The sequence below is a fragment of the Corynebacterium massiliense DSM 45435 genome, from assembly GCF_028609805.1.
GTDB lineage: Bacteria > Actinomycetota > Actinomycetes > Mycobacteriales > Mycobacteriaceae > Corynebacterium > Corynebacterium massiliense.
On the sequence record NZ_CP063189.1, the window covers coordinates 391,940 to 412,658 of the forward strand.

The 20,719-nt window shown below is 62.0% G+C and carries 15 protein-coding genes and 1 pseudogene; 10 read left to right on the forward strand and 6 right to left on the reverse strand.

Annotated features, from left to right (window positions below):
- Positions 1-385: 385 nt before the first annotated feature.
- From CMASS_RS01970 to CMASS_RS01980, 3 genes are all read right to left on the reverse strand, one after another.
- On the reverse strand, positions 386-667 hold the full coding sequence (locus CMASS_RS01970) for a hypothetical protein (protein ID WP_022862713.1): 282 nt from the start codon (positions 665-667) through the stop codon (positions 386-388).
- A gap of 92 nt (positions 668-759) precedes the next feature.
- Complete coding sequence (locus CMASS_RS01975; RefSeq protein WP_022862712.1) at positions 760-4,989, reverse strand: DNA polymerase; 4,230 nt, start codon at positions 4,987-4,989, stop codon at positions 760-762.
- Positions 4,989-5,294 (reverse strand): helix-turn-helix domain-containing protein, encoded by a 306-nt coding sequence (locus CMASS_RS01980; protein WP_022862711.1) that lies wholly within the window; start codon positions 5,292-5,294, stop codon positions 4,989-4,991. Before CMASS_RS01980 ends, CMASS_RS01975 begins: the two co-directional genes overlap by 1 nt.
- Positions 5,295-6,472: 1,178 nt before the next feature.
- Here CMASS_RS01980 and eccCb point away from each other — a divergent pair.
- From eccCb to rpsI, 6 genes and pseudogenes are all read left to right on the forward strand, one after another.
- Positions 6,473-8,935, forward strand: a complete 2,463-nt coding sequence (eccCb, locus tag CMASS_RS01985; RefSeq protein WP_051126820.1) for a type VII secretion protein EccCb — start codon at positions 6,473-6,475, stop codon at positions 8,933-8,935.
- Positions 8,932-10,197, forward strand: coding sequence for a type VII secretion-associated protein (locus tag CMASS_RS01990; RefSeq protein ID WP_022862709.1), 1,266 nt, complete (start codon positions 8,932-8,934; stop codon positions 10,195-10,197). The genes eccCb and CMASS_RS01990 overlap by 4 nt, the downstream gene beginning before the upstream one ends.
- Before the next feature lie 172 nt (positions 10,198-10,369).
- Positions 10,370-10,693, forward strand: coding sequence for a WXG100 family type VII secretion target (locus CMASS_RS01995; RefSeq protein WP_022862708.1), 324 nt, complete (start codon positions 10,370-10,372; stop codon positions 10,691-10,693).
- 64 nt (positions 10,694-10,757) lie between these two features.
- Positions 10,758-11,045: pseudogene (locus CMASS_RS02000) on the forward strand (WXG100 family type VII secretion target).
- 328 nt (positions 11,046-11,373) lie between these two features.
- Positions 11,374-11,817: a 50S ribosomal protein L13 gene (gene rplM, locus CMASS_RS02005; protein ID WP_022862707.1), complete on the forward strand. Its 444-nt coding sequence runs from the start codon at positions 11,374-11,376 to the stop codon at positions 11,815-11,817.
- Positions 11,817-12,374: a 30S ribosomal protein S9 gene (gene rpsI, locus CMASS_RS02010; RefSeq protein WP_022862706.1), complete on the forward strand. Its 558-nt coding sequence runs from the start codon at positions 11,817-11,819 to the stop codon at positions 12,372-12,374. The genes rplM and rpsI overlap by 1 nt, the downstream gene beginning before the upstream one ends.
- A gap of 382 nt (positions 12,375-12,756) precedes the next feature.
- On the opposite strand, the gene CMASS_RS02015 is transcribed toward rpsI, so the two are convergent.
- Together CMASS_RS02015 and CMASS_RS02020 are read right to left on the reverse strand one after the other, a co-directional pair.
- Positions 12,757-14,061, reverse strand: a complete 1,305-nt coding sequence (locus CMASS_RS02015; RefSeq protein ID WP_022862705.1) for an SAM-dependent methyltransferase — start codon at positions 14,059-14,061, stop codon at positions 12,757-12,759.
- A 71-nt stretch (positions 14,062-14,132) separates the two neighbouring features.
- A complete protein-coding gene (locus tag CMASS_RS02020; protein WP_051126819.1) occupies positions 14,133-15,674 on the reverse strand; it encodes an FAD-binding oxidoreductase in 1,542 nt (513 codons plus the stop codon).
- A gap of 139 nt (positions 15,675-15,813) precedes the next feature.
- Here CMASS_RS02020 and glmM point away from each other — a divergent pair, with 139 nt between their 5' ends.
- The 4 genes from glmM (at position 15,814) to CMASS_RS02040 (ending at position 19,785) form a co-directional block, all read left to right on the forward strand.
- The gene (gene glmM / locus CMASS_RS02025) at positions 15,814-17,157 is read left to right on the forward strand and encodes a phosphoglucosamine mutase (protein ID WP_027018600.1); all 1,344 of its coding nucleotides are present in this window, start codon (positions 15,814-15,816) and stop codon (positions 17,155-17,157) included.
- Between the two features lie 143 nt (positions 17,158-17,300).
- A complete protein-coding gene (locus CMASS_RS02030; RefSeq protein ID WP_022862702.1) occupies positions 17,301-17,645 on the forward strand; it encodes a hypothetical protein in 345 nt (114 codons plus the stop codon).
- Positions 17,642-19,378 (forward strand): hypothetical protein, encoded by a 1,737-nt coding sequence (locus CMASS_RS02035; RefSeq protein ID WP_022862701.1) that lies wholly within the window; start codon positions 17,642-17,644, stop codon positions 19,376-19,378. Before CMASS_RS02030 ends, CMASS_RS02035 begins: the two co-directional genes overlap by 4 nt.
- Positions 19,378-19,785 carry a hypothetical protein gene (locus CMASS_RS02040; protein ID WP_205617723.1) on the forward strand — a complete coding sequence of 136 codons (408 nt, stop codon included), beginning with the start codon at positions 19,378-19,380 and terminating at the stop codon, positions 19,783-19,785. Before CMASS_RS02035 ends, CMASS_RS02040 begins: the two co-directional genes overlap by 1 nt.
- Here the strand turns inward: CMASS_RS02040 and CMASS_RS02045 are convergent.
- A complete protein-coding gene (locus CMASS_RS02045; protein WP_022862700.1) occupies positions 19,782-20,669 on the reverse strand; it encodes a dienelactone hydrolase family protein in 888 nt (295 codons plus the stop codon). The genes CMASS_RS02040 and CMASS_RS02045 overlap by 4 nt on opposite strands.
- Positions 20,670-20,719 lie beyond the last annotated feature (50 nt).

Consider the following 20,719-nt stretch of genomic DNA (forward strand, 5'->3'; position numbering starts at 1 on the left):
CATGCAGTGAAAATAAGACTTTTCAAAAAAGTCCTGGCGTCGCACCCCCTTATACTGTGTTTACGGTGTCAGCGCTGAAAATCAGCTCTGACACATCAAATCCGTCATCGCTGCAGCTCAGACGGTAAAAAATCGGTTATGAACCGATTGTTTTTTGCGTGTAACCGGTTCGTAACCGGTTGCCAAAATATCCTTCGGAATATCCGCCGTAGCCGGACTGTTTTCGCGTTGCTGCAGCCCTGCAGCACGGCCACGACAGTGACTCTGGGCACGACAAAACCCCGCCACGAGGACGGGGTTTCGATGGGGGAGTGACCGCTACAGCGGTACAGTTTTCGCGCTCAGGCTGTACGGCGACACGGGGTCCGGCCGCACAGTCTCGCGCCTAATTCTGTACAGACTCGCCGGAGTTATCCGGCTCGCCAGACGCTCCGCTGTCGGTACCAGACGACTTCTCACCGTCAGGCTCGGTGGGCTTGGCCGCCTTGTCGGCGTCGGTGGATGCAGACTTGTCGCTGTTGAGTAGCCTCTCGAACTCTTTGGCATACCCGTGCATCTTCTCTAGCCGTTCCTTCGCCGCCTTGTGTGCACGGCGGGCTTCATTCACGGCGTCTTTGGCCCGCTGTTCTTCAAGCATCGCGGCCTCGTAGTCTTCACGAAAAGACATGATTTTTCTCCTTGGTTGTGGTCTATCTGTAGGGCTAAGTCACTCACACGCGGTGGACCACGCGTGGGCAGTAGGGCGCTCATGTGGCACCCCTACTTACAGCCAGCCCATGACTCCGCAGGGCCTGCAGAGTCAGACAGGACAGGGACTTCCACACCGTCCTTGCCGGGCAGCGTGACGGCGTTGAAGGCAGCCATAACTGTCTGCTTGATCTCTTCTGCACGGTCACGCGGCACCGACAGCACAATCTCGTCGTGGACGAAGATACGGATCATCTCTAGCACCTCCTGCGGGAGGTTCATCACGCCCTCCAGGAACACATCACGTGCCGTGCCTTGCCCGTAGGCCGCAGGGGCTTGGGTGTACGCAGTGGAGCGGCCTACAGCCACGCGACGGCCAAACCCGGTTGCAACCCAGCCGAGTGCCTCGGCGTGCTTGCGCAGGTGGTTTTTGAAGTATTCGAGTTGCGGGAACTCGAAGTGCAAACGGTCCAACTGCCCCTTTGCCTCGACCTCGGAGATGCCAGCGTGGGCTGCAAAACTCTTTGGTCCCATACCGTAGTTCGCAGCATGGCCGAGCGCCTTTGCGTCAGCCCTGCGCTCAGCGTCACCGAAGACGCGAATAGCCATTTCCGTGTGGGCGTCGCGGCCGGGGGCAAACAGTGCAGCATAGGCAGCATCACCGCTACCTGCTGCCATGCAGCGCGCGTCGATTTGGGAGAGATCAACCGAGATCAACGCTTCACCAGCGTTGTCCGGGAGGATCATCTCACGCTGTCTGAGGAGACGCTCATTACGAGACCCAAAGACAGTCATGCCAGGTTTCGTGGTACTTAACCGGCCCGTGACTTGGCCTGCCTGAATACTCGGGTACACCTTGTCTCCGTGTGAGTACTTTTTGATCGTCGAGGCAGGTGTAGAGGACTTAAGAAGCTTATCCATCTTAGCTGCCAGCTCGACGATCTCAGGCACGTCAGCGCGCTGCTCTGCAAGCCCGTTGAACGCCTCGGAGCTGGTACTGATTTCGCCCTTGTCTGTGAGGGGTAACGCAGCGCCAAACTGGTCCAGGTACTCGGCGAAGGCCTGCTTGCCTTCCTTGGTCGTCCAGGGTGCCTTACCCTTGTCGGGGATGCCCACGTTAGCCACGAGCCATGCGCGGATCTCAGCCTTGACAGCTGCTTCCTCTCCGAGGAATTGCTCGACCTTAGCAAGGTCTACGCGGATGCCGCGAGATTCCACAACGCTCAGTGCGTGCATCTTCTCGTGCTCACGCTGCAGATAATCCTCACTGACAGCCTCCAAGGCGGCCGAGAGCACCTGGTTGTAGACGGCAACGTTCGCACGCACATCCTGCAGCGCGTACGCGACGTATTCGGTGTTGTCGACGGGGATCTTGTCATAGCCGCCGTATTGCTTCTTCAGGGCCTTTAGCGCAGACTTGCCGTCTTTCAGCAGTTTGCCGTCCACTCCGCAGCGCTCGGCTACAGCATCGAGGCCATGCTCAAGGTCAGCGCCCTCAGCAGCCAATCGGGAGAGAACCAGCGTGTCGTGCACCTTGCCAGCCTCGATAAGCGCCTTGTCGTCCAGGCCGAAACGCCGTCGAAGCGCGGGCAGGTCAAACTGCACGACATTATGGCCGACAATCCTGTCTGCACGCTCTAGCAGCGGGATGAGTTCACCAGCGATGTCAGTAGTGGCAACAGGTTCTGCACCGTTGACGGAGTAAGCGGCAAGACGCACGAAATCAGGATCATCCGTGGCCTGCAGGTCATCTGCGCCACCAGTCTCAAGGTCGAACACGACGGTTGTGCTGTCGGCAGGTGCTGCAGGGTCTGCTGGCTCGTCTACTGTTTCCGCAGGTGTTGGCGTCGGCTCCGGTGCTGGTGGGGGAGTACCGCCACCGCCGTTGCCACTGTCACCACCAGTGCCGGCATCACCGTGGTCATCGTCAGGACCATCAGGATCGACACGTACGACCTGGAACCGCTTCGTGTGATTGACCGTTCCAGCGCTTCGTAGCACGTAACCGTCGAAAGGTCGGTCTTGGAAACGGGTATACATGCGTCCAAGGCGCTGGGCCGTGGCATTCTCCACCGTCCAGAGTTCAGAAGGAAGAGGTACAAACTCATGTGCTACGTTTGCCTCCTCAATAGCCTTCTGCGCGGAGAAGGCGAGAAACGGCTCGTCACCGAAGGTGCGATGTAGCCACGCGACATGGGCAAGGTCTTCCAGCTCGCTCTCGTCGGCTTGCTTGCGCCATTCGCGCACACCCTCCATGAGGTCGCTACGGCCTGCGAAGGCGAGAATGCCACCAACCGTGAAGTACCATTCCTCGAAGCCACCGGTGTCGTAGCCGGAAGGAGGTGCGGGTTTACCGGCGACAATCCACGCGCGAATCATCGTATGCGCTGCTTCGAGGAGCGGCTTACGGTGCTCTTGTACCCACTCCAGAAGCCGAGGGTACTTAAAACCATCTCTCGCCTCGGGGTTAACCAAGTCCGTCGCCAGCTCGATAGGAACGGTTCGACGAGACATGTCTTTACGAGATGAAACATTCTTACCGACAGCGATGACACAGGCACTATTCGGCACAGACCGGTGCTCCGATTTGCCCAACGTACGGCCGGAATACTCCTCGGCAGTGATCATGGAGGCCAATGCCTCACTCTCCAAACCGCTACTAGCCTCGTCAAAAGTCAACAAGGTGCGACCTGCCAAAAGGGCAGAAAAGATCACCTTGTCCATCTCTTCATCGTTAAAGGGAATCTTTTGTGGCGGGGCAGCGCGACCAGTTGCAATAATGCTGGCGACATCGACGATCTTATTCTTGCCTACACCCTGATTATTCGCCGAGACGAGATGCAAAGGAACAGTCGAGCAGACAACCCGGGTAAGTATCGTCAATACCATCGCCACCGCACGGGTGCGATCCGCCTCAGAGGCAAACGGGAAGTCACAAAATGGCTCCAACGACATCTCCAGCGCTTCCCGGGCATCATCGGCGGTAGGAGCGTCGGGTATGTAGAACCCTTCAAGATCTTTCGAAAGGTCTACATACCGGCGTGTTTCGGTGTTATAGCCAGGCTCACAGATGATATTCCCGCTCTCGGAGAGAATAGGGGTCTCAACGATGCCCTCGATTGGCGGGTACTTCGATAAACGCTTCTTGTTTGAGATCACGGAGGCCTCAGTGAGAGTGAGGGGCCGCGTTACTACCTTCTTGGCCATGTGCTGCTCGACGCGAATGGTCTGAGCAGCCATATCAATGAAATACGGAATATCAACCGCGTCAAGCGTTTTGCGGCTATCCCTTGTATCCAAAGCCACGAGCTTATCGTTGGACCGAAACAGCGTTGTACCTGCGTGCTTGTCGTAAACGGCCTTATCTACGGTGTCATAAAAGACAGAAGGCTCAACCTCAGCGTTGACCGAGGGTTTCATGCGGCCCGCCTGCGGAGTCGATGCAGGCTGCGTGGGCACTTGTGCCATCGGAGGACGCTTCTGAGATGGCTTATCTCCAGCCTGCTTGATCCACAGCTCAAGCATCTCTTCTCGACGGTCCGCAGGGACGTTTGCGAGCACGTCATCGATGCCTTGCTTGCCGCCGCCGGGGACATTCACGAAACGAACAGGGCTTGCACCCCATTGACGGCACAGTGTGCCTAGACCGTGGGCACCGTCGTAGACCAAGCGGTTCTTCGCTGCATCAGCGTCAGCGATGATAAAAGTCGGCAGACCTCCGACGAGTTGGAATGCAGGGGAGGGACCCGCGTCACCGCCCTGCCATGACGTAATGCCTGGCAGGCAGTACACAGCAGTGTCATCATCCGTGATCGACACCACGGCAAGGGCTTGCTTCATGCCCTCGACCAGCAGGACACGACGCGTGCCAGCATGGACTGCGCGTCGCATGATCAACGGGGGCACAGGGTAGCCGGAGTCCTTCGAAGGGCCGATGTATTTGGGCGCGCGACCGTCAGCAAATACCACAGAACCAGGCTGAGGTTTTACCTGCCAGGTTGTGCCTTGACCTGCTTCTTGAAGTTCATAGACCAATACTGGAAACGCACCATTGAACCGACCAATCCACTGCAGTGGCTCAGGCAGATCCTTAACGGTATACGCCGTATATGCGCCGCAGCTGGCAATGACCTCGTCAGAGATACCGGAAGCACGCAGCTCAGCGAGGTGTTCATCCGACAGAGAACCTAACCCTAAACCTTTACTTGAGGTTGACGGTTGAACGTCAACAGTAGTAGTATCGGTGTTAGTGGTTTTGGTGCCCTCATCAGCGGTGGTGGGGGTACTTTCTTTTTGGTTCATTACGCCGCACCCCCAAGCACTGTAAGCAGCTGCTGGCGCTGCTCTTCACTGAAGGATGGAGCGGCTGCGACGATCTTGGCGACGACAGCGTCGTCCGTAATAGGGCCGTGGACGAAATTGCCAGTGCTGGCAATGAAGGCATCCAGATCTGCACGGCGGTATTTAACGGACCAACCGTCCTTGATAAAAGCCGGCTCCTGGCCGTTGGTACGGCGTTTCTCTAGCGTGCGAGGACTGCAGTGGAGGTACTGCGCTGCTTCCTTAGTAGTAAAAAGCTCTTGACTGGGCGAAAAGGTTGAAGGCATGACGAAACCTCAAAGATTGAAGGTTCCCGCACTTTTCGCCCGGCACGTGCCCGTGTGTTATCCGGCAAGCTATCCCGTTTGTCCGAGGTGGGGAGACACCTACAGCAGCTGCACACCTCCATCCTGCTTCTAGCAACTGCAGCTGGTCAGTCTCAGCAGGTGGGTTGGGGACTATCTACGCCTTGATCGGGCCACCCCACGGCCCGGAAGGTGGGATTGAACACTTTGTTCGCTGTCGATTTTACCCTACGTAGAACGCTCAAACAAGGGTCTCGTGAGAGTAAATGCGTCACAAAGACACGGTGGTCCGGGGTTGAAGCAGGTCTCTGTGTATGTGCTACAGCATCGTTACCGAGTATTCGTTTCGTAGTTTCGCGACGCTTCGTTGTTTGATGCTCAAACAACGAAAAAATTACGAAACCCCTGACCTGCGGTTTCGTAAAACCGCGAAAATCGAAGAACTAAACTACGAAACGCGCCACAGGGCTGTGACCTGCACGAATAGACGTGAATGCGTACATGTTTCGTAATTTCACTACTTTTCGACCCAACCCTTCCAAGACAGAGACACATAGATACTTTCAGTGACGTGGCTCACTCACACATGCGTGATGTTGAAACAGGGGGAAGGGGGAAACGGGGGATGATTCCGCCCCCACAGCCTAGAAAAGTAAAAAAACGTATTAGTTGGTAAATACCAATTAATGTCTTTTTTTCTTTTTTCCTTACGTGTGGGGGTATACATCCCCCTTATCCCCCTTCCCCCTACCGTTTTATGACAGCTGCTGCCGCCGTGGCACATAGGTAGTGAGGTACGTCATACAAAGGCGCACTCTATGGAGCATGCGTGTGAACACACAGTCGCCGTGTGGCATGACGCACAAAGAGAGATGCAACGTCTCTCTTTATGTAGATGTTCTTCAAAAGAGTGAAAAGTAACGAAACAAACTGCATCTGTGCTGCTTGGGCCGTGTTTTTGTGTTTCGTAATGTGCTTCTTTACTTTTCCGTGTTTACGAAACGTCCCATAAAAACACTCTTTGACCTGCAGTAACGTGTTTCGTTGTTTTGTGCGTAATTTGGCACTGACGGCGACGGACACCCTGCCGTGCTCCCTCTGTGTGCTCTCGTGGGGTTCGCCATCGTACCCACAACCCATGTTCGTTTAAGTCCGAACTCTTGCGCACCCTCGTCACTGCGCTCGCGGTGACCCACAGCCCGGACCAACTGAACCTGGTGCTCGTGGATTTCAAGGGCGGCGCGACCTTCCTGGGGTGTGAATCACTGCCGCACACCTCGGCGGTGATTACCAACCTGGAGGACGAAGCCACTCTGGTCGAGCGCATGTACGACGCCATTTCCGGGGAGATGCACCGCCGCCAGGAACTGCTGCGGCGCGCTGGGAACTTCGCCAACGTCGGTGACTACACCGCCGCCCGGGAAGCCGGCGCCTTCGACGATCCGGATGTGGACGATCCCGGCCCGCTGGCTGCGCTGGTCATCATCGTCGACGAGTTCTCCGAACTGCTGGGCCAGCACCCAGACTTCGCGGAACTCTTCGTCGCCGTCGGGCGCCTCGGCCGCTCGCTGCACGTGCATCTGCTGCTGGCCTCGCAGCGACTGGAGGAGGGAAAACTGCGCGGCCTGGATTCGCACCTGTCGTACCGCCTGGGATTGCGCACGTTTTCTGCCGCCGAATCCCGCCAGGTGCTCGGTGCGACCGACGCCTACCACCTGTCCAACCAGCCGGGCGCCGGATTCTTGAAGACCGATGCGGAGGATCTCACCAAGTTTCAGGCCTCGTACGTCTCCGGCCCGCTGCAGCGCCGAGTTGTTCCGTCGCTGCGTGGCGATGGGGCAGTAGCTACGTCACCCGCGCCGCGCGTGGAGCTGTTTACCGGATGGGAGGACACGGATGACACTGCGCCGGAGGCCGTCTACGACGACTCGACCACCGTGCTCGCGGAGGTCGTGCAGGCCGCCCGCGAAGAGGCGCACGCGCGCGGGCAAAAGGCACACCGCATTTGGCTGCCGCCGCTGCCCGCCGCCATCCGCCTGCCGGACGTGGTGCGGTTGTACGAAGGCGGCGCTGGAGGCTCCAGCGCACCGCGCCCCGGCGCACCGCGCTCCGACGCGAGGGGCGCCGCACTGCGCTGCGCGGTGGGTATCATCGACCGGCCCTACCGACAGCGCCAAGACCCGTTGGTCATCGACTTCACGGAACACGGCGGGCACCTGGCGATCTGTGGCGGCCCACAGGCCGGCAAATCCAGCGCGGTCCGCACCATCGCCGCCGCGCTTGCGGCCCACCACACCCCAGACGAGGCGCGCATGTACGTCCTTGACCTCGGTGGCGGCGGGCTGACCGGTCTGCAGCGCCTGCCCCATGTTTCGGGTGTGGCGGCCCGTGCGGAGGCGGAAAAGGTGCGCCGCGTGATTGATGAAGTCATCGGCATCATCGCCGACGCCCAGCAGGGGACCGGCGATACGCGCGATACCTTCCTGTTCGTCGACGGCTGGCATCACATCGGCACCGCCGGCGCCGACTTCGAAGACCTCGCGGAAAAGTGCACCGCCATCGCGGCCGACGGACCCGCCGCCCGCGTGCACCTCGTGGTCACCACCCCGCGTTGGACCACCATGCGCCCGAGCATCCGCGATCTCATCGGAACTCGCCTAGAGCTGCGCCTCGGCGAGGCCATGGACTCGCTCATCGACCGCAAAAAGCAGCAGAAACTGCCCGCCGCCCCCGGGCGCGGAATTACCGGCAGCGGCGAGTACTTCCTGTTCGCCCAGACCGCGACGGAAGACCTCGTGCACCTCGCTGCCACCGCCGCGAACACCGCCTGCCCACCCGCGCCGGCGCTGAAGATGCTGCCGCGCGACATCACGGTGGCCAACCTCCCGGCAGTGCCCCACACCGCAAACACCGCTGTCACTGCCGAGCTCACTGCACAGTCAGTGACGTGGGGCATCGGCGGTCCCCGCTTGGACCCGGTCGCTTGGGACCCAAGCACCGACGCCCACCTGGTCTGCGTGGGCGCATCCAGCAGCGGTAAGTCGACGTTTATTTCCACGATCGCCGCCGGCATCTCCGCCCGATCGCGGGAGGAAGCGCGCCTGGTGGTCATCGATCACCGCCGCGCGCACCTCGGTGAGTTCGACGAGTCCATGGTCGCCGCCTACGCGGCCTCCTCGTCGGCGACGGAGAAGGCGCTGCGGGATACCGCCGCCACACTTAGCGCGCGCCTGCCCGGCCCGGAAGTAACCGCCAGCCAGCTGGCGCGCCGGGACTGGTGGGAAGGCCCGGACATCTACGTGGTCATCGACGATTTCGACCTGGTCAGTGACATGGCCTTGCACCCGCTCGTGGAGCTTATCCCGCATGCCCGGGACATTGGTCTCCACATCGTGATGGCCCGCAAGGCGGGCGGCATTAACCGCGCGCTGTTCGGCAAGTTCTTCGCGGGGCTTCGCGATGCCCAGCCGGCAGTCTTCCTCATGGACGCCGACAAGGACGAAGGCCCCATCTTCGGAATCAAACCCACCCATCAGCCGCCCGGCCGAGGCACGTGGATCGTCCGCGGAACCCCGGTCGGCCTGTGTCAGTCCGCGCGCCCCACGGAAGGAGCCAACGCATGACCGCGACCCGCACCACCACGCTGACAGTGACGGTGATGGATGCCGCCACCATTTACGAAGGTCCGGAATCGGTCTACCGCTATGACCTTCCCGGCAGCGGCATCGTCGATGGGTGGGCGCTGGGCGGGGCCATCGACCAAGCCCGCAAACTCATGGGGGCGCAGTGGCCCGCGGTGACCATCACCGTCATCGCCGATCCGTCGGGAACCGCCTTCAGCGAGGAGGCCGCTCAGATCCTGCGCCGCCAGTTCGCCCTGTCCGATGCGGAGGTCCGCGACGAACAAGGGGCTACTGGCAGCCCGCAGTTTCCGGACACGACAGTGTTCGCCGCTGTAACGGATTCCGACATCGCCGGCGAGGACGCCGCGCTTGGCGATGCCCCACCCCAGCCCGCCACCCACACCACTGACCGTGCCACGGGCAGCCCCCGGCACCGCCTGGAAAGCCCATCTAGAAGCGAGATCGACACCGAGACTGGGGTCGGGACCGTTGCAGCACCGTCCGGTCAGCCGCGCCTAGCGCAGTGCCGCTCGGCTCAGGGGCGCCACGCGAAAAAGCACCCGCCCATCCACAACTTCGAGCCGCTCAACTACCTCGACCCATTCCATGGGGTGATCGCGGCGGTGGTCCTCGTGGTCATCGGCGTGTGCTGGTGGACGCTGCGGGGCACGGGCAGTGACATCGAAGCCAGCGTGGATCCCGCTGCTAGTGCCGTAGCGGACGAGGCGAGCGCGAAGGACGCACCCACCGAAGAGGCATTCCAATTCCCCACGTCGTTTCCCGCGATAGGGGAGGAAGGCGAGAAGGGGGAAGAGCCGGACACGGAAGACTTTCCAGACCAGGACAAGCACCGCGGCGGCATCCCCGCCCGTGAGACCACCGTCGGGCCGGTTGTGGTGAAGTTGCCGGAAGGGTTTACCACCTCCGAGGAAGATGGGGTCTTCACCGCCACGGGAAAGGATCCGAATCTTCGGATACTCATCGCGGCCGATCCCATGTTCTCCGTGCCGCAGGACGCCTTGTACGCCCAGTTGCGTGAGGAAATCGAGGCGGATGAAGGCTTGGACAAACCCTTCGAGCGGGATGGCCGGTTCCTATACTCGGAAGACCCGGGTGACGGCTCCGCCGTGGAGTGGACCACGTGGGTGGAAGGCGATCACCAGCTGTCCGTGGGATGTCATAGCCGCGAGGAGCCCACCACCATCCAGAAAGCCGCGTGTCGCATGGCGGTGGAATCCGCCACGCTTGTCGATGCCGCGTGAAAACCCACCACTACCAGGGAAAAGATATTTTCCAACTATTTCGGTAACCGATCGGCAGGCAGGGCAGTCCAATACAAGTGAGAAAGTCCTTCGGGCTTTTTCGGGGGATATTTTTCAAGCCCGCATTCACTTTCACTCACACACACACCACTAGTTCGAGGAGGGGCGAACAATGACCCAACTTTTCAAGACTGAAGCCGACGTCATGGTGGCCACCGCCGGCCGCGTTGACTCCACCAATGACGAAGTCCAGGGCGAGCTGACCCGTCTGCAGGGTGTCGTGGACTCCGTCCGCGGCAGCTGGGCAGGCAACGCGCAGGTGTCCTTCGACAACCTCATGCAGCGCTACAACCACTCGGCCCGCGAGCTCAACGAGGCGCTCACCGCAATCTCCGACAACATCCGCTCCAACGCCCGCAACTTTGACGACGTCGAAGCCGAAAACGCCCACGCGTTCAGCAACGTCGGCGGCGACGGCGCGGGCCTGGCGCTCTAAGACCCACAGACACCTACACCGACACAGACTTTCTCAGCACATCTAACCAAGGGGGACGACCACAGTGTCTGCAATCAAGTACGAGTTCGGCGCCATCGAGGGTGCCGCGTCCGACATCAACTCCACCGCGGGCCGCATCAATGGTCTGCTCGGCGATCTGAAGTCCATCATCCAGCCGATGGCCGCGACCTGGGAAGGTGATAGCTCCGCTGCCTACCAGGAGGCTCAGGCCAAGTGGGATAACGCGGCAGATGAGCTCAACACCGTCCTGGCCACCATCTCTTAGACCGTCGGCTCCGCCAACGATCGCATGAGCGAGGTCAACCAGCGCGCAGCTGCGTCCTGGGGCTAAACCCCGCAGCAAGCCCACAAATCTAACCAAAGCTCCCGTCGTGCTCCTCTCAAGAGGAGTGGCCGACGGGAGCTTTGGCTTTCTACTTCGCCGTAGGAACTTCGCCGGTAGGTGCTCAATCGAGCGCACTGGCCGTTTTGGTTTTTCGCGTACGCGCCAGTAATCTAATTTCCCTGTGCGTTTAGTCGGCCTGCCCGATTCACGGTGCTAACCCGTGAGCGAGCATCACCGGCACCGCGAGCTGCAGGTCTCCACCGGCCGCTGTAGTTTCGCGCGGAAGCGCACGACGATGGCCGGCAGTCCCGAGACAGGCTTTCAAGGAGTCATTTTGTCTACTTTCCACCCCAAGAGCGGTGATTTTACCCGCAAGTGGTACATCATCGACGCAACGGATGTGGTTCTGGGCAAGCTTGCTTCCACCGTGGCAGACCTGCTGCGCGGCAAGCACAAGCCGCAGTTCGCTCCGAACGTTGACACCGGTGACCACGTCATCATTGTGAACGCAGAAAAGCTGCACATTTCCTCGAACAAGCGCGATCGTGAGATGCGCTACCGCCACTCCGGCTACCCGGGTGGTCTGAAGGCTACGACCCTGGGCCGCTCGATGGACGAGAACCCGGTCCGGGTTGTCGAGGAAGCAGTGCGCGGCATGATGCCGAAAAACAAGCTTTCCCGTTCTTCCATCAAGAAGCTGCACGTCTTTGCTGGCGAGGAGCACCCGTACGCCGGTCAGCAGCCGGAAACCTACGAGTTTAAGCAGGTGGCACAGTAATGACCGAGCCGATGAACCACGACAACACCGAGAACACCGAGAACAACGTCGCCGACGCTGCCGACATCGCTGCGGCAACCGCCACGACCGAGGAGTTCACCAACACCATCGGTGACACCCTCGCAACCGGCGAGGACGAGCAGGTCGAGGACGCGGCCCCGGCTATCCACGAGGGCCCGATCCAGACCGTCGGTCGCCGTAAGCGCGCCATCGCCCGCGTCTACATGGTCGAGGGTTCTGGCCAGATCTCCGTCAACGGCCGCGCGTTCGACGAGTACTTCCCGAACAAGCTGCACCAGCAGGACATCCTGACCCCGCTGACCCTGCTCGAGCGTGAGAACCAGTTCGACATCAAGGTCCGCGTTCAGGGTGGCGGCCCGACCGGTCAGGCAGGCGCCCTGCGTCTGGCTATCGCTCGTGCGCTCAACACCTACAACCCGGGCGACCGCACCACCCTGAAGAAGGCTGGTCTGCTCACCCGTGACGCACGTGCCGTCGAGCGTAAGAAGGCTGGTCTGCACAAGGCACGTCGTGCCCCGCAGTTCTCCAAGCGCTAAATCTTCTTACGAAGACTCGCTTTTGCGAACCGCCGGTTCCCTTCTTGGGGCCGGCGGTTTTCTGTTTTTAAAACCAGGGCGGGTTTCTACTAAAACCTATAAGCTAGCGAGTCAGGGCCGTTTGGGCAGCCTTAGGCCTGAAAAGATGATGTATATGGGGAGTTGTATGACAGGTGAGAGAAAGCGGCAGCCAGCCTCTATTAGTCCGAAACTTGCCTTGCTGTACTGGGGAGTCTTCTTGCTGGCTCTTCTGTTTTGGGTGATAATCCCAGACCTTCAACCGCCGCTAGCTCTCTTTTTGCCCTTCGGCGGGCTAGGCGTACTACTCACCGTTCTTGCATTAAAGAATCGGTAGAGTACGCCCCATAGTTAGCCTCAGCTTTTAGAACACTGAGTCGTTCCACCAGCGACGTTCGGGGACGCCGGCGCGGGAGCCGGCATCGTCAAGCTTGATGCCCACGACCTGGTGGAGCTGGACCACGTTGTGCTCGAAGCCCCACTCGGAACCGGCCATGTACATGCCCCACAGCTTGGCGGTGGGCTCGCCGACGAGTTCTACGGCCTTATCCCAGTTGTCCTGCAAGTTCTCGCACCACTTGCGTAGGGTGCGCATGTAGTCGAAGCGCAGGTTTTCCTCGTGGAAGACCTCGAAGCCGTGATCTTGCATCTTGCGGATGACGGTGCCGGAGCCGGTGAGCTCGCCGTCGGGGAAGATGTAGCGGTCGATGAAGGTGCCGCGGCGCGTGCGGTGGTTGTCCGGGTAGGTGATGCAGTGGTTGACCATCACCCCGCCCGGGCGGAGCTTGCCGGAGAGGAACTCGAAGTAATCGGCGTAGTTGGGCACGCCGATGTGCTCCAGCAGGCCGATGGAAGAAATGCCATCGAAACCTTCCTCCTGCACGTCGCGGTAGTCCATGTGGCGGACCTCCGCGAGGTCAGACAGGCCCTCCTCCGCAATCTTGTGCTGTGCCCATTCGGCCTGCTCCTTGGACAGCGTCACACCGATGGCGTGCACGCCTTGGCGCGCGGCGTAGCGGACCATGCCGCCCCAGCCGCAGCCGATGTCGAGGATGCGATCGCCCTCGGTGACGTGGAGCTTTTCAAACACCAGACGGTACTTGTTTTCCTGCGCGGCCTCTAGCGTCGCGTCCGGCTTGGGGTAGTAGGCGCAGGTGTAGGTCATCGAATCGCCGAGCACGAGTTCGTAGAAATCGTTGCTCACGTCGTAGTGCGAGGAAATTGCTTCCGCGTCGCGCTCCTTCGTGTGCCGGGTCAGCCCGTGGCGGACGATGCGCTCAATGCGGGAGGCGCGCTCCACCTCCGGCAGTGGCTGGACCTGGATCGCGCCCATGGAACCGAGCGACCGCAGTATGCGCAGCAGCGTTTTCGGGGCGGGGCGCTCGAAGGCCTCGTAGAAGTCGCGCAGGCTGTCGAAGATTCCGTAGGGGTGCGCGGGGTGCTCGCCGGTAAAGGACAGGCCCTCGGTGACGTACGCGCGCGCCAGCCCCACGTCGCCGGGAGAGGTCGCGATGTAGGACAGGCCTTCCACGTTGTTGATGCGCACGGTGTATTTCGCATCCGGGTTGCCGGTAGATGAACCGTCGAATGCCTCCCAGTAGAAGGGGTTTTTGCCGGGGATGAACTCATCGATAATCTGCGCGACGGTCATCGGTTGAAACGGGCTCATGGAAGTGCGATGTCCTCTCTAATTGTGCGTGTCAGGGATGGGGTATGTGGGTCGGCCGGGGCGTGTGAGGGCTAGGCGTTTCCGACGGTCTTTTCAAACAGGGTGGGAAAACGCCCGTCCGGGTCGTAGGCCTTTTTCATCTGGTCTGGGTAGTCGCCGCCGTACAAAGAGCGGAAGTGCTCCGGCGAGTAGAACGCCTCCGAGTACAGCGACTTGTGGCCGCCGAGCTCGTTGACCTTCGCCTCGATGACGCGGTTGAAGGCGCCGGGCTCAGCGTCGGCGGAGACGTGGTCGGCGGGAACCCCGGACCAGAAGCCGGCGTTAATCCACGTCGTGCCAGCCTGCAGGGGATACAGCGGCCACGGCTCGTCGGCATCGCGAAGAATCTCGCCGGTGCGCGACAGGTCCTCCACGCCGTCGCGGAGGCGGATGGGGCACAACCAGACCGGCTGGATGTCAGAGGCCTGAAAGAACCACTCGAGCCATTCCGCGGTCTTGTCCGCGGTGATCTCAATGTCCTGGACCACGCGCTCGGTGGCGGGCAGGCCGTGCGGCTTTTTCAAAAAGTTGTACTCCAGTGAGTATTTCCGGTCGAGCCGCACGATCTTCCAGTAGAACGAGCTGCGGCGCCACTGCCGCGGCCACACCGGGCGCACGTTCGGGTTCTGGGCGCCGAAGGCGCGGGAGCACCAGAACCAGTCGGTATCCCAGCGCCAGATGTAATCGCGGATGGACAGCAGATCGTGCTTCGTGCCGCGGGGGTGCTGGATGCTGCGGTAGAAAATGGCGTCGCGGGTGTAGTCGGACGTGGCGGGGTAATTGTTCCCTTCGGCTGGGAGGGCTGCGATGATGTAGCTCTCCGCGGGACTGAAGGACACCGCGTCCAGGCCGTGGAGGCTGTCGCCTTCTAACTTCCCGGTCTCCGCAGTCTGCGCCAACGCTTCCTGGAAATCCTTCAGGTCGTCGTAGCGCACCTCGCGCAGCTCGATGGTGTCGGGCACCGGCTCCAGCTCAATAGTCAGGCGGACCGCGTAGCCCAGGCTGCCGTAAGAGTTGGGGAAAGCGCGGAAGAGGTCCACGTTCTCGTCGCGCGAGCAGGTGACGATGTCCCCGGTGCCCGTCAGCACGTCCATCTCCAGCAGCGATTCGTGGGGCAGGCCGTTGCGGAAGGACGTGGACTCCACGCCCATGCCGGTGACCGCGCCGCCAAGCGTGATGGTCTTCAGCTGGGGCACGACGAGGGGAGCAAGCCCGAAGGGCAAGGTAGCATCCACCAAGTCTTCGTAGGTGCACATGCCCTGGACATCGGCGGTGCGGGCGACCGGGTCGATGGCGATGACGCCGCCGAGACCACTGACGTCGAGGCCTGGGGTGGTGGACTCGCGCCCGCGGAAGAGGTTGGAGGTCTTCTTCGCCAGCCGCACGCGGGCGCCACGGGGAATCTCAGAAAAGCTGTCCTGCAAACGGCGCACGCCCTGTTCGTGGCGGTACCAGCCGATGGGGGAGACCGGCTGGAAGTCAACGCTGCGGCCGGGGAGACGGTCTGCCACCGCGTTGGTCACCGCGCCGAGTGAGCTTAAAAATTGTGGTGCGTTTCTACCCCGTGTACTCATGTAAAGCCAGTGTATACACGGCTTAACGATGTTGCAGAAGCTGTGCACGAATGTGGGCGGTCCCCGGCTGGCTCACACCGATCTGCCGTTTGATGGCGATGTGTGCGAGGGCGCGGGGCGCCCGTGCATAATTGTGCCCATGACTCGACTTTTCGGAACCGATGGTGTCCGCGGCCTGGCGAATAAGAAGCTCACTCCCATGCTGGCCTTAAAGCTAGGGCAGGCGGCCGCAGAAGTGATGACAGCCACGAAGGAATCTTACGAATTGCGGCCTACCGCGGTGGTCGGGCGCGATCCGCGCGTGTCGGGTGAGATGTTGGATTCCGCCATCGCGGCGGGGCTGGCGTCCCGCGGCGTCGACGTCGTGCGCGTCGGCGTGCTGCCCACCCCGGCCATCGCGTTTCTTACCGATGATTACGGTTCTGACCTGGGTGTGATGATTTCCGCCTCCCACAACCCGATGCCGGATAATGGCATTAAGTTCTTCTCGGCCGGCGGCCGCAAGCTCATGGACGAGGTAGAAGACCGCATTGAGGCCACCATGGCCAACCTCGCCGAAGACGGCCCGACCGGCACCCAGCTCGGCCGCATCATTTCCGAGGCCCCCGACGCCCGCGGCCGGTACCTCAAACACCTGCGTGAGGCCGTCCCGACCGATCTCACCGGCATTCGCGTGGTGGTGGATACGGCGAACGGCGCAGCATCGCGGGTGGCCATCGAGGCCTACGAGGCCGCCGGTGCCACCGTCATTCCCATCCACCACAAGCCGGACGCGTTCAACATTAATGACAACTGCGGTTCGACCCACATTGAAAAGACGCAGGAGGCGGTGAAGGAATACGGCGCGGACCTGGGGCTTGCCCACGACGGCGACGCGGACCGCTGCCTGGCCGTGGACGCGGAAGGAAACGTCGTGGACGGCGACCAGATCATGGCACTTCTCGCCGTGGCGATGAAGGAAAACAACGAGTTGCGGCGCAACACGTTGGTGGCCACCGTGATGTCCAACCTGGGGTTGAAGCTGGCCATGCAGGATCAAGGCATTGAGCTGCGCCAGACCAAGGTGGGTGACCGCTACGTTTTGGAGGAGCTCAACCGTGCCGATCTCTCGCTCGGCGGCGAGCAGTCGGGGCACATCGTCAAGGCGGACGATGCCACCACCGGCGATGGCTTGCTCACCGGCCTGTCCGTGATGGCGCGCATGGCGGAGACCGGCAAGAGCCTGCAGGAGCTGGCTTCGGTGATGACCGTGCTGCCGCAGGTGCTCATCAACGTCCCGGTGCCGAATAAGTCCATCATCCTGGAGTCCTCCGAGGTCAAGGAGGCCATCCAGGAGGCCGAGGCGGAGCTTGGCGATGCCGGCCGTGTCCTCCTGCGCCCGTCCGGAACCGAGGAGCTGTTCCGCGTCATGGTGGAAGCCACCGAGGAAGAGCACGCCCGCAAGGTCGCCGGGCGCCTCGCCGCCGTCGTGGCGGCTGTGTAGGGGCTAGAGAGAAAAGTTTCCCTCGGCCGGGAACCCTCGGGCCCGCTTGCCAGTCCAATTAGGGTGCTGACGATTGGCGGCAAGCGGGGAGTACAGGAAGTGGGTAGCGCTTCTCCCCGCGGCGATTAACTAGGGGAGGGCCTATGCCCGAGGTATTTTTCGATATCCGGAAGATGACGTCCGTGCTGGGCGATGTCATCGCGGACAGCGCGGAACAGCGCGCATCCTTACTAGCCCAGCGGCCGGCGTATGCTGCGCACACCGCCGGGCGCGATTTCGGCGCCCACGGTGAACGCATCGCCGGGCTGCTTTCGCAGATCCACAGCCGTGGCTTACAACGCGTGGAAACGCTGGGGGCGACAGCGGAGTCGGCGGTGCGACAGTTCGCCGTCGCGGACGACACCGATGACGGATCGGCACGCCGCTTGGGCGCGCTCGACCCCGAGGCGGCCGTGCACGCACCGGCGGATAAGGGGGCGCGCCGATGAGTGCCGTCACCGAAAGCGCCGTCACCAAGAAAGTCTTGGAGGAATACGACCGCGCGGTTTCGCAGTTCCAATTCGCCTGCAAGGGGATGTATGCGGGCCCGTCAATGGCGATTAGCCAGCTAGTCAACCTGTTTGGTGCGGTGGACGGCATCGACACCGCGTCGCTTGTCACCCACACGAACAGCGCGGTGGGAATCGATCGTCCGCGCGGCGGCGGGAATGGGTTCAGCCCAGTGTTGGGCTCGGCCGATTTCGATATCGCCCACGGCGCGGTGCGTGAGCGCATGGATTGCGTGCAGGCGGATCATGAGCAGGAGCGTGACGATGCCCGCCATTTAGCCACCTCCGCCGAGGAGTGCTCGCGCGCGATTGACGATGTCGTGCACGTCTCCGACTCCGCCATCGGCGAGCTGGCCTCAACGGCCATCGCCTTCCTAGACATCTTGTCTCTCATCGCCCGGCGCCATCCGCTTCTACGGGTCATCTTGCCCATCATCAGCGCGATAGGCAGTCAATTCATTGAACACACCAACTCCTCGATTTCCCGCACGTGCGAAGACCGCGATACGGCCATCGACTCCTGTTACTGCGAGTTCGAGCGCCGCTGCGACGAGGTGTGCGGCCGGGAGCTGCCGCCGGAGGCTCCTGATGTGTGCGGCTGTGACGACGAAAAGAAGCCCGATTCGGTTCACAAGCCAGGCCCCGCTACTGAGCCATGCCCGAAGCCGAAACAGAAGCCGGTACCGGCGACTGCTGAATGTGCGCCGGCGCCTGAGAAGTGCCCGCCACCGGCCGACAAGCCGCAACCCGCTCCGCCTGCACAGCCCGCTCCGGCGGTTCCGACTACTCCGGCTCCGACCGCGCCGCCTCCGACCGCGCCGGCTGCAGCGTGCATCGACTCCGCGCCGACTACACCCGCGGCTGTCTCAACTGCCGATCCTGAGCCACGTCCGGTCGAGCCGCGCCCTGTTGAACAGTGCCCGGCTCCCAAACCGGAACCGGTTCAGCCTTCGGTTCCAGAGAAGAATCCGGGAACGGTACCGGCGAGTGTGGAGGAGTGTAACGACACACCCCGCCAGTGCGAGTGCGCAGAGCCGCGCGCCTGCACCTGTCACTGTGAGGTTATTGATTCTGCGGAGCTGACCGAAGCTTCGCGCAGCACCGAGCCGGCCGCGGTGAATGACGCCGAGTCCGAATGCAGCGTCTCGTACGAGCAAGCGCATGCGTGCACAGGCGCTCTGGGAGCCGCTGGAATTGGCGTGGCCCTGTTTGGCCTTGGGGTGTTTATCGCCGCAGCGTCGGAATGTTTAGAACAGCTGGGGGAGGCGTGCGAGTGCCCAGAGCCGGGACCGGAACCGGAACCTGAACCAGACTGCGAGCCGGAGCCGTGCGAGCCTGAACATGAACCCGAACCTGCTCCTTGCGAACCGGAGAAAGGCGACGACGGTGTCTTTGTCCCTCCCGCTGAGCTAGCAGAGGTAGAGCAGCCGGACGCGCCGGCGGAAAAGCTGGAACGAATGGGGCTGACGGAAGCCGCGGCGGTGCAAGCCCCAGCGGAGCCTGTCAGCGGGCAGCCAGCAGAGCCAGCGCCAGCAGAACCGGTGGCGGCAGAACCGGTAGCGGAATCGGCCGCGCCTGTTGCAGAGCCGGTAGCGGAAACAACTGCACCCGAACCGCAGGAAACCAACGACAATAACCAGGCGCCGCGGGCGCGAAAGGCTGGGCAGTGGTAGTGGATTTCGACGATTTTGCGCAGCAGTTCCGCGAGCGGACCGCGGCGCGTTTGCTGGAGTTTGAACAACGGCTGGCCAAGGCACAGGCCGAGTTAGAAAAGTCTGCGGAACAGGCCGCCCGCGACTCGCGTCGCGGAGAGCACCCCGCTGCCGGCGGGGCACCTGTGGGTGGGCGGGATACTCGTCCGGCGCGGGCTGGGCGCGGCCCCGTCTCGTCGCTGCTGTCGGCGGCGGATGCACCACCACCTGCGGCGCGGGGTGTGCACGGCACGTCGCGCGCGGCGGCTGTGGATGGCTGGGGTGCGAAGAAGTCGGCATCGTCAAGCGCTGCGCCAAGTGGTGCCGGGGCCGGGGCCGGTGCTGCAGCTGGTACGCGCCAGGTGAGGTCGGTGCTGCGGAAGGGCTAGGCGTTCTCGCTGACTGGGCGGGCGACCGAGTGGCGGTTCGGGCCGGATAGCTCGTCGTCGCGGGAAAAGCCTGCGCGGTCGTAGAGATCGGAGCCGGTCAGGCTCTTTACACCCTTGCCAGCGGCATCCGGTTCGGAGAATGCGGCGTACTTCTTCTCGCCTTCCAGCTGGTGAAGAAGGAAACCGGTAACCAGTCCGCGGGCGGTCTCCATGGCGCCTGCCTGCAGGGCCCCGGTGCCCAGCAGCAGCTTGTGGAAGGTATCTTCCGAAAAGCCGGCCTGGGTGCCCTTGTCGATCTCGCGGTAGGCGACCTCGGTCGCCCAGTTGTAGGCCAACTTGGCAGGGTTGCCGGCATCGAAAAGATCGTCCTTGCCCGGTCCGATGACCAAGCCGGCGACCTTTAAGGAACGGGCGGCCTGGGTAGCGGACGGCGCGGTCGGGGCCGGGTACAACGCCGCGATGGCCTTGACCTTCTCGTTGTCCACGCCGGTAAGCACGGCCGCGCTGCCGCCCATGCCGTGGCCGACTAGGCCCAGCTTGGACGGGTTGACCACCACGTTGCCCTGGCCCAGCTTGACCGAGGCAGCCACCTGCAGGGAAGTCTCCAGGTCGGCGGCGAAGTCGCGGTGGTTCGGGTTGAAGTTCGTCTCCGTGTCCGGGGCGACGGCCACGATGCCCCAGCTAGCCAGGTGGCGCAGGGTGGCGTGGTAGTCCTTGACCTTCTTCATCCAGTCATGCGCGAATGCCACGGCCGGCTGGTTCTTGCCCTCGGCGGGGGCGTACACCCGGCCCGGAAGACCGGCGTAGCCCAAATCGCCCACCATGACGCGGTGCGGGCCGCGTTTGGACAACGTTGCTAAGTGCTTCTTCAGATTCGCAGACACAAATATCAGGATAGATGAAGAACGCGGCGTGCTGGCGTAGAGGTATTAGC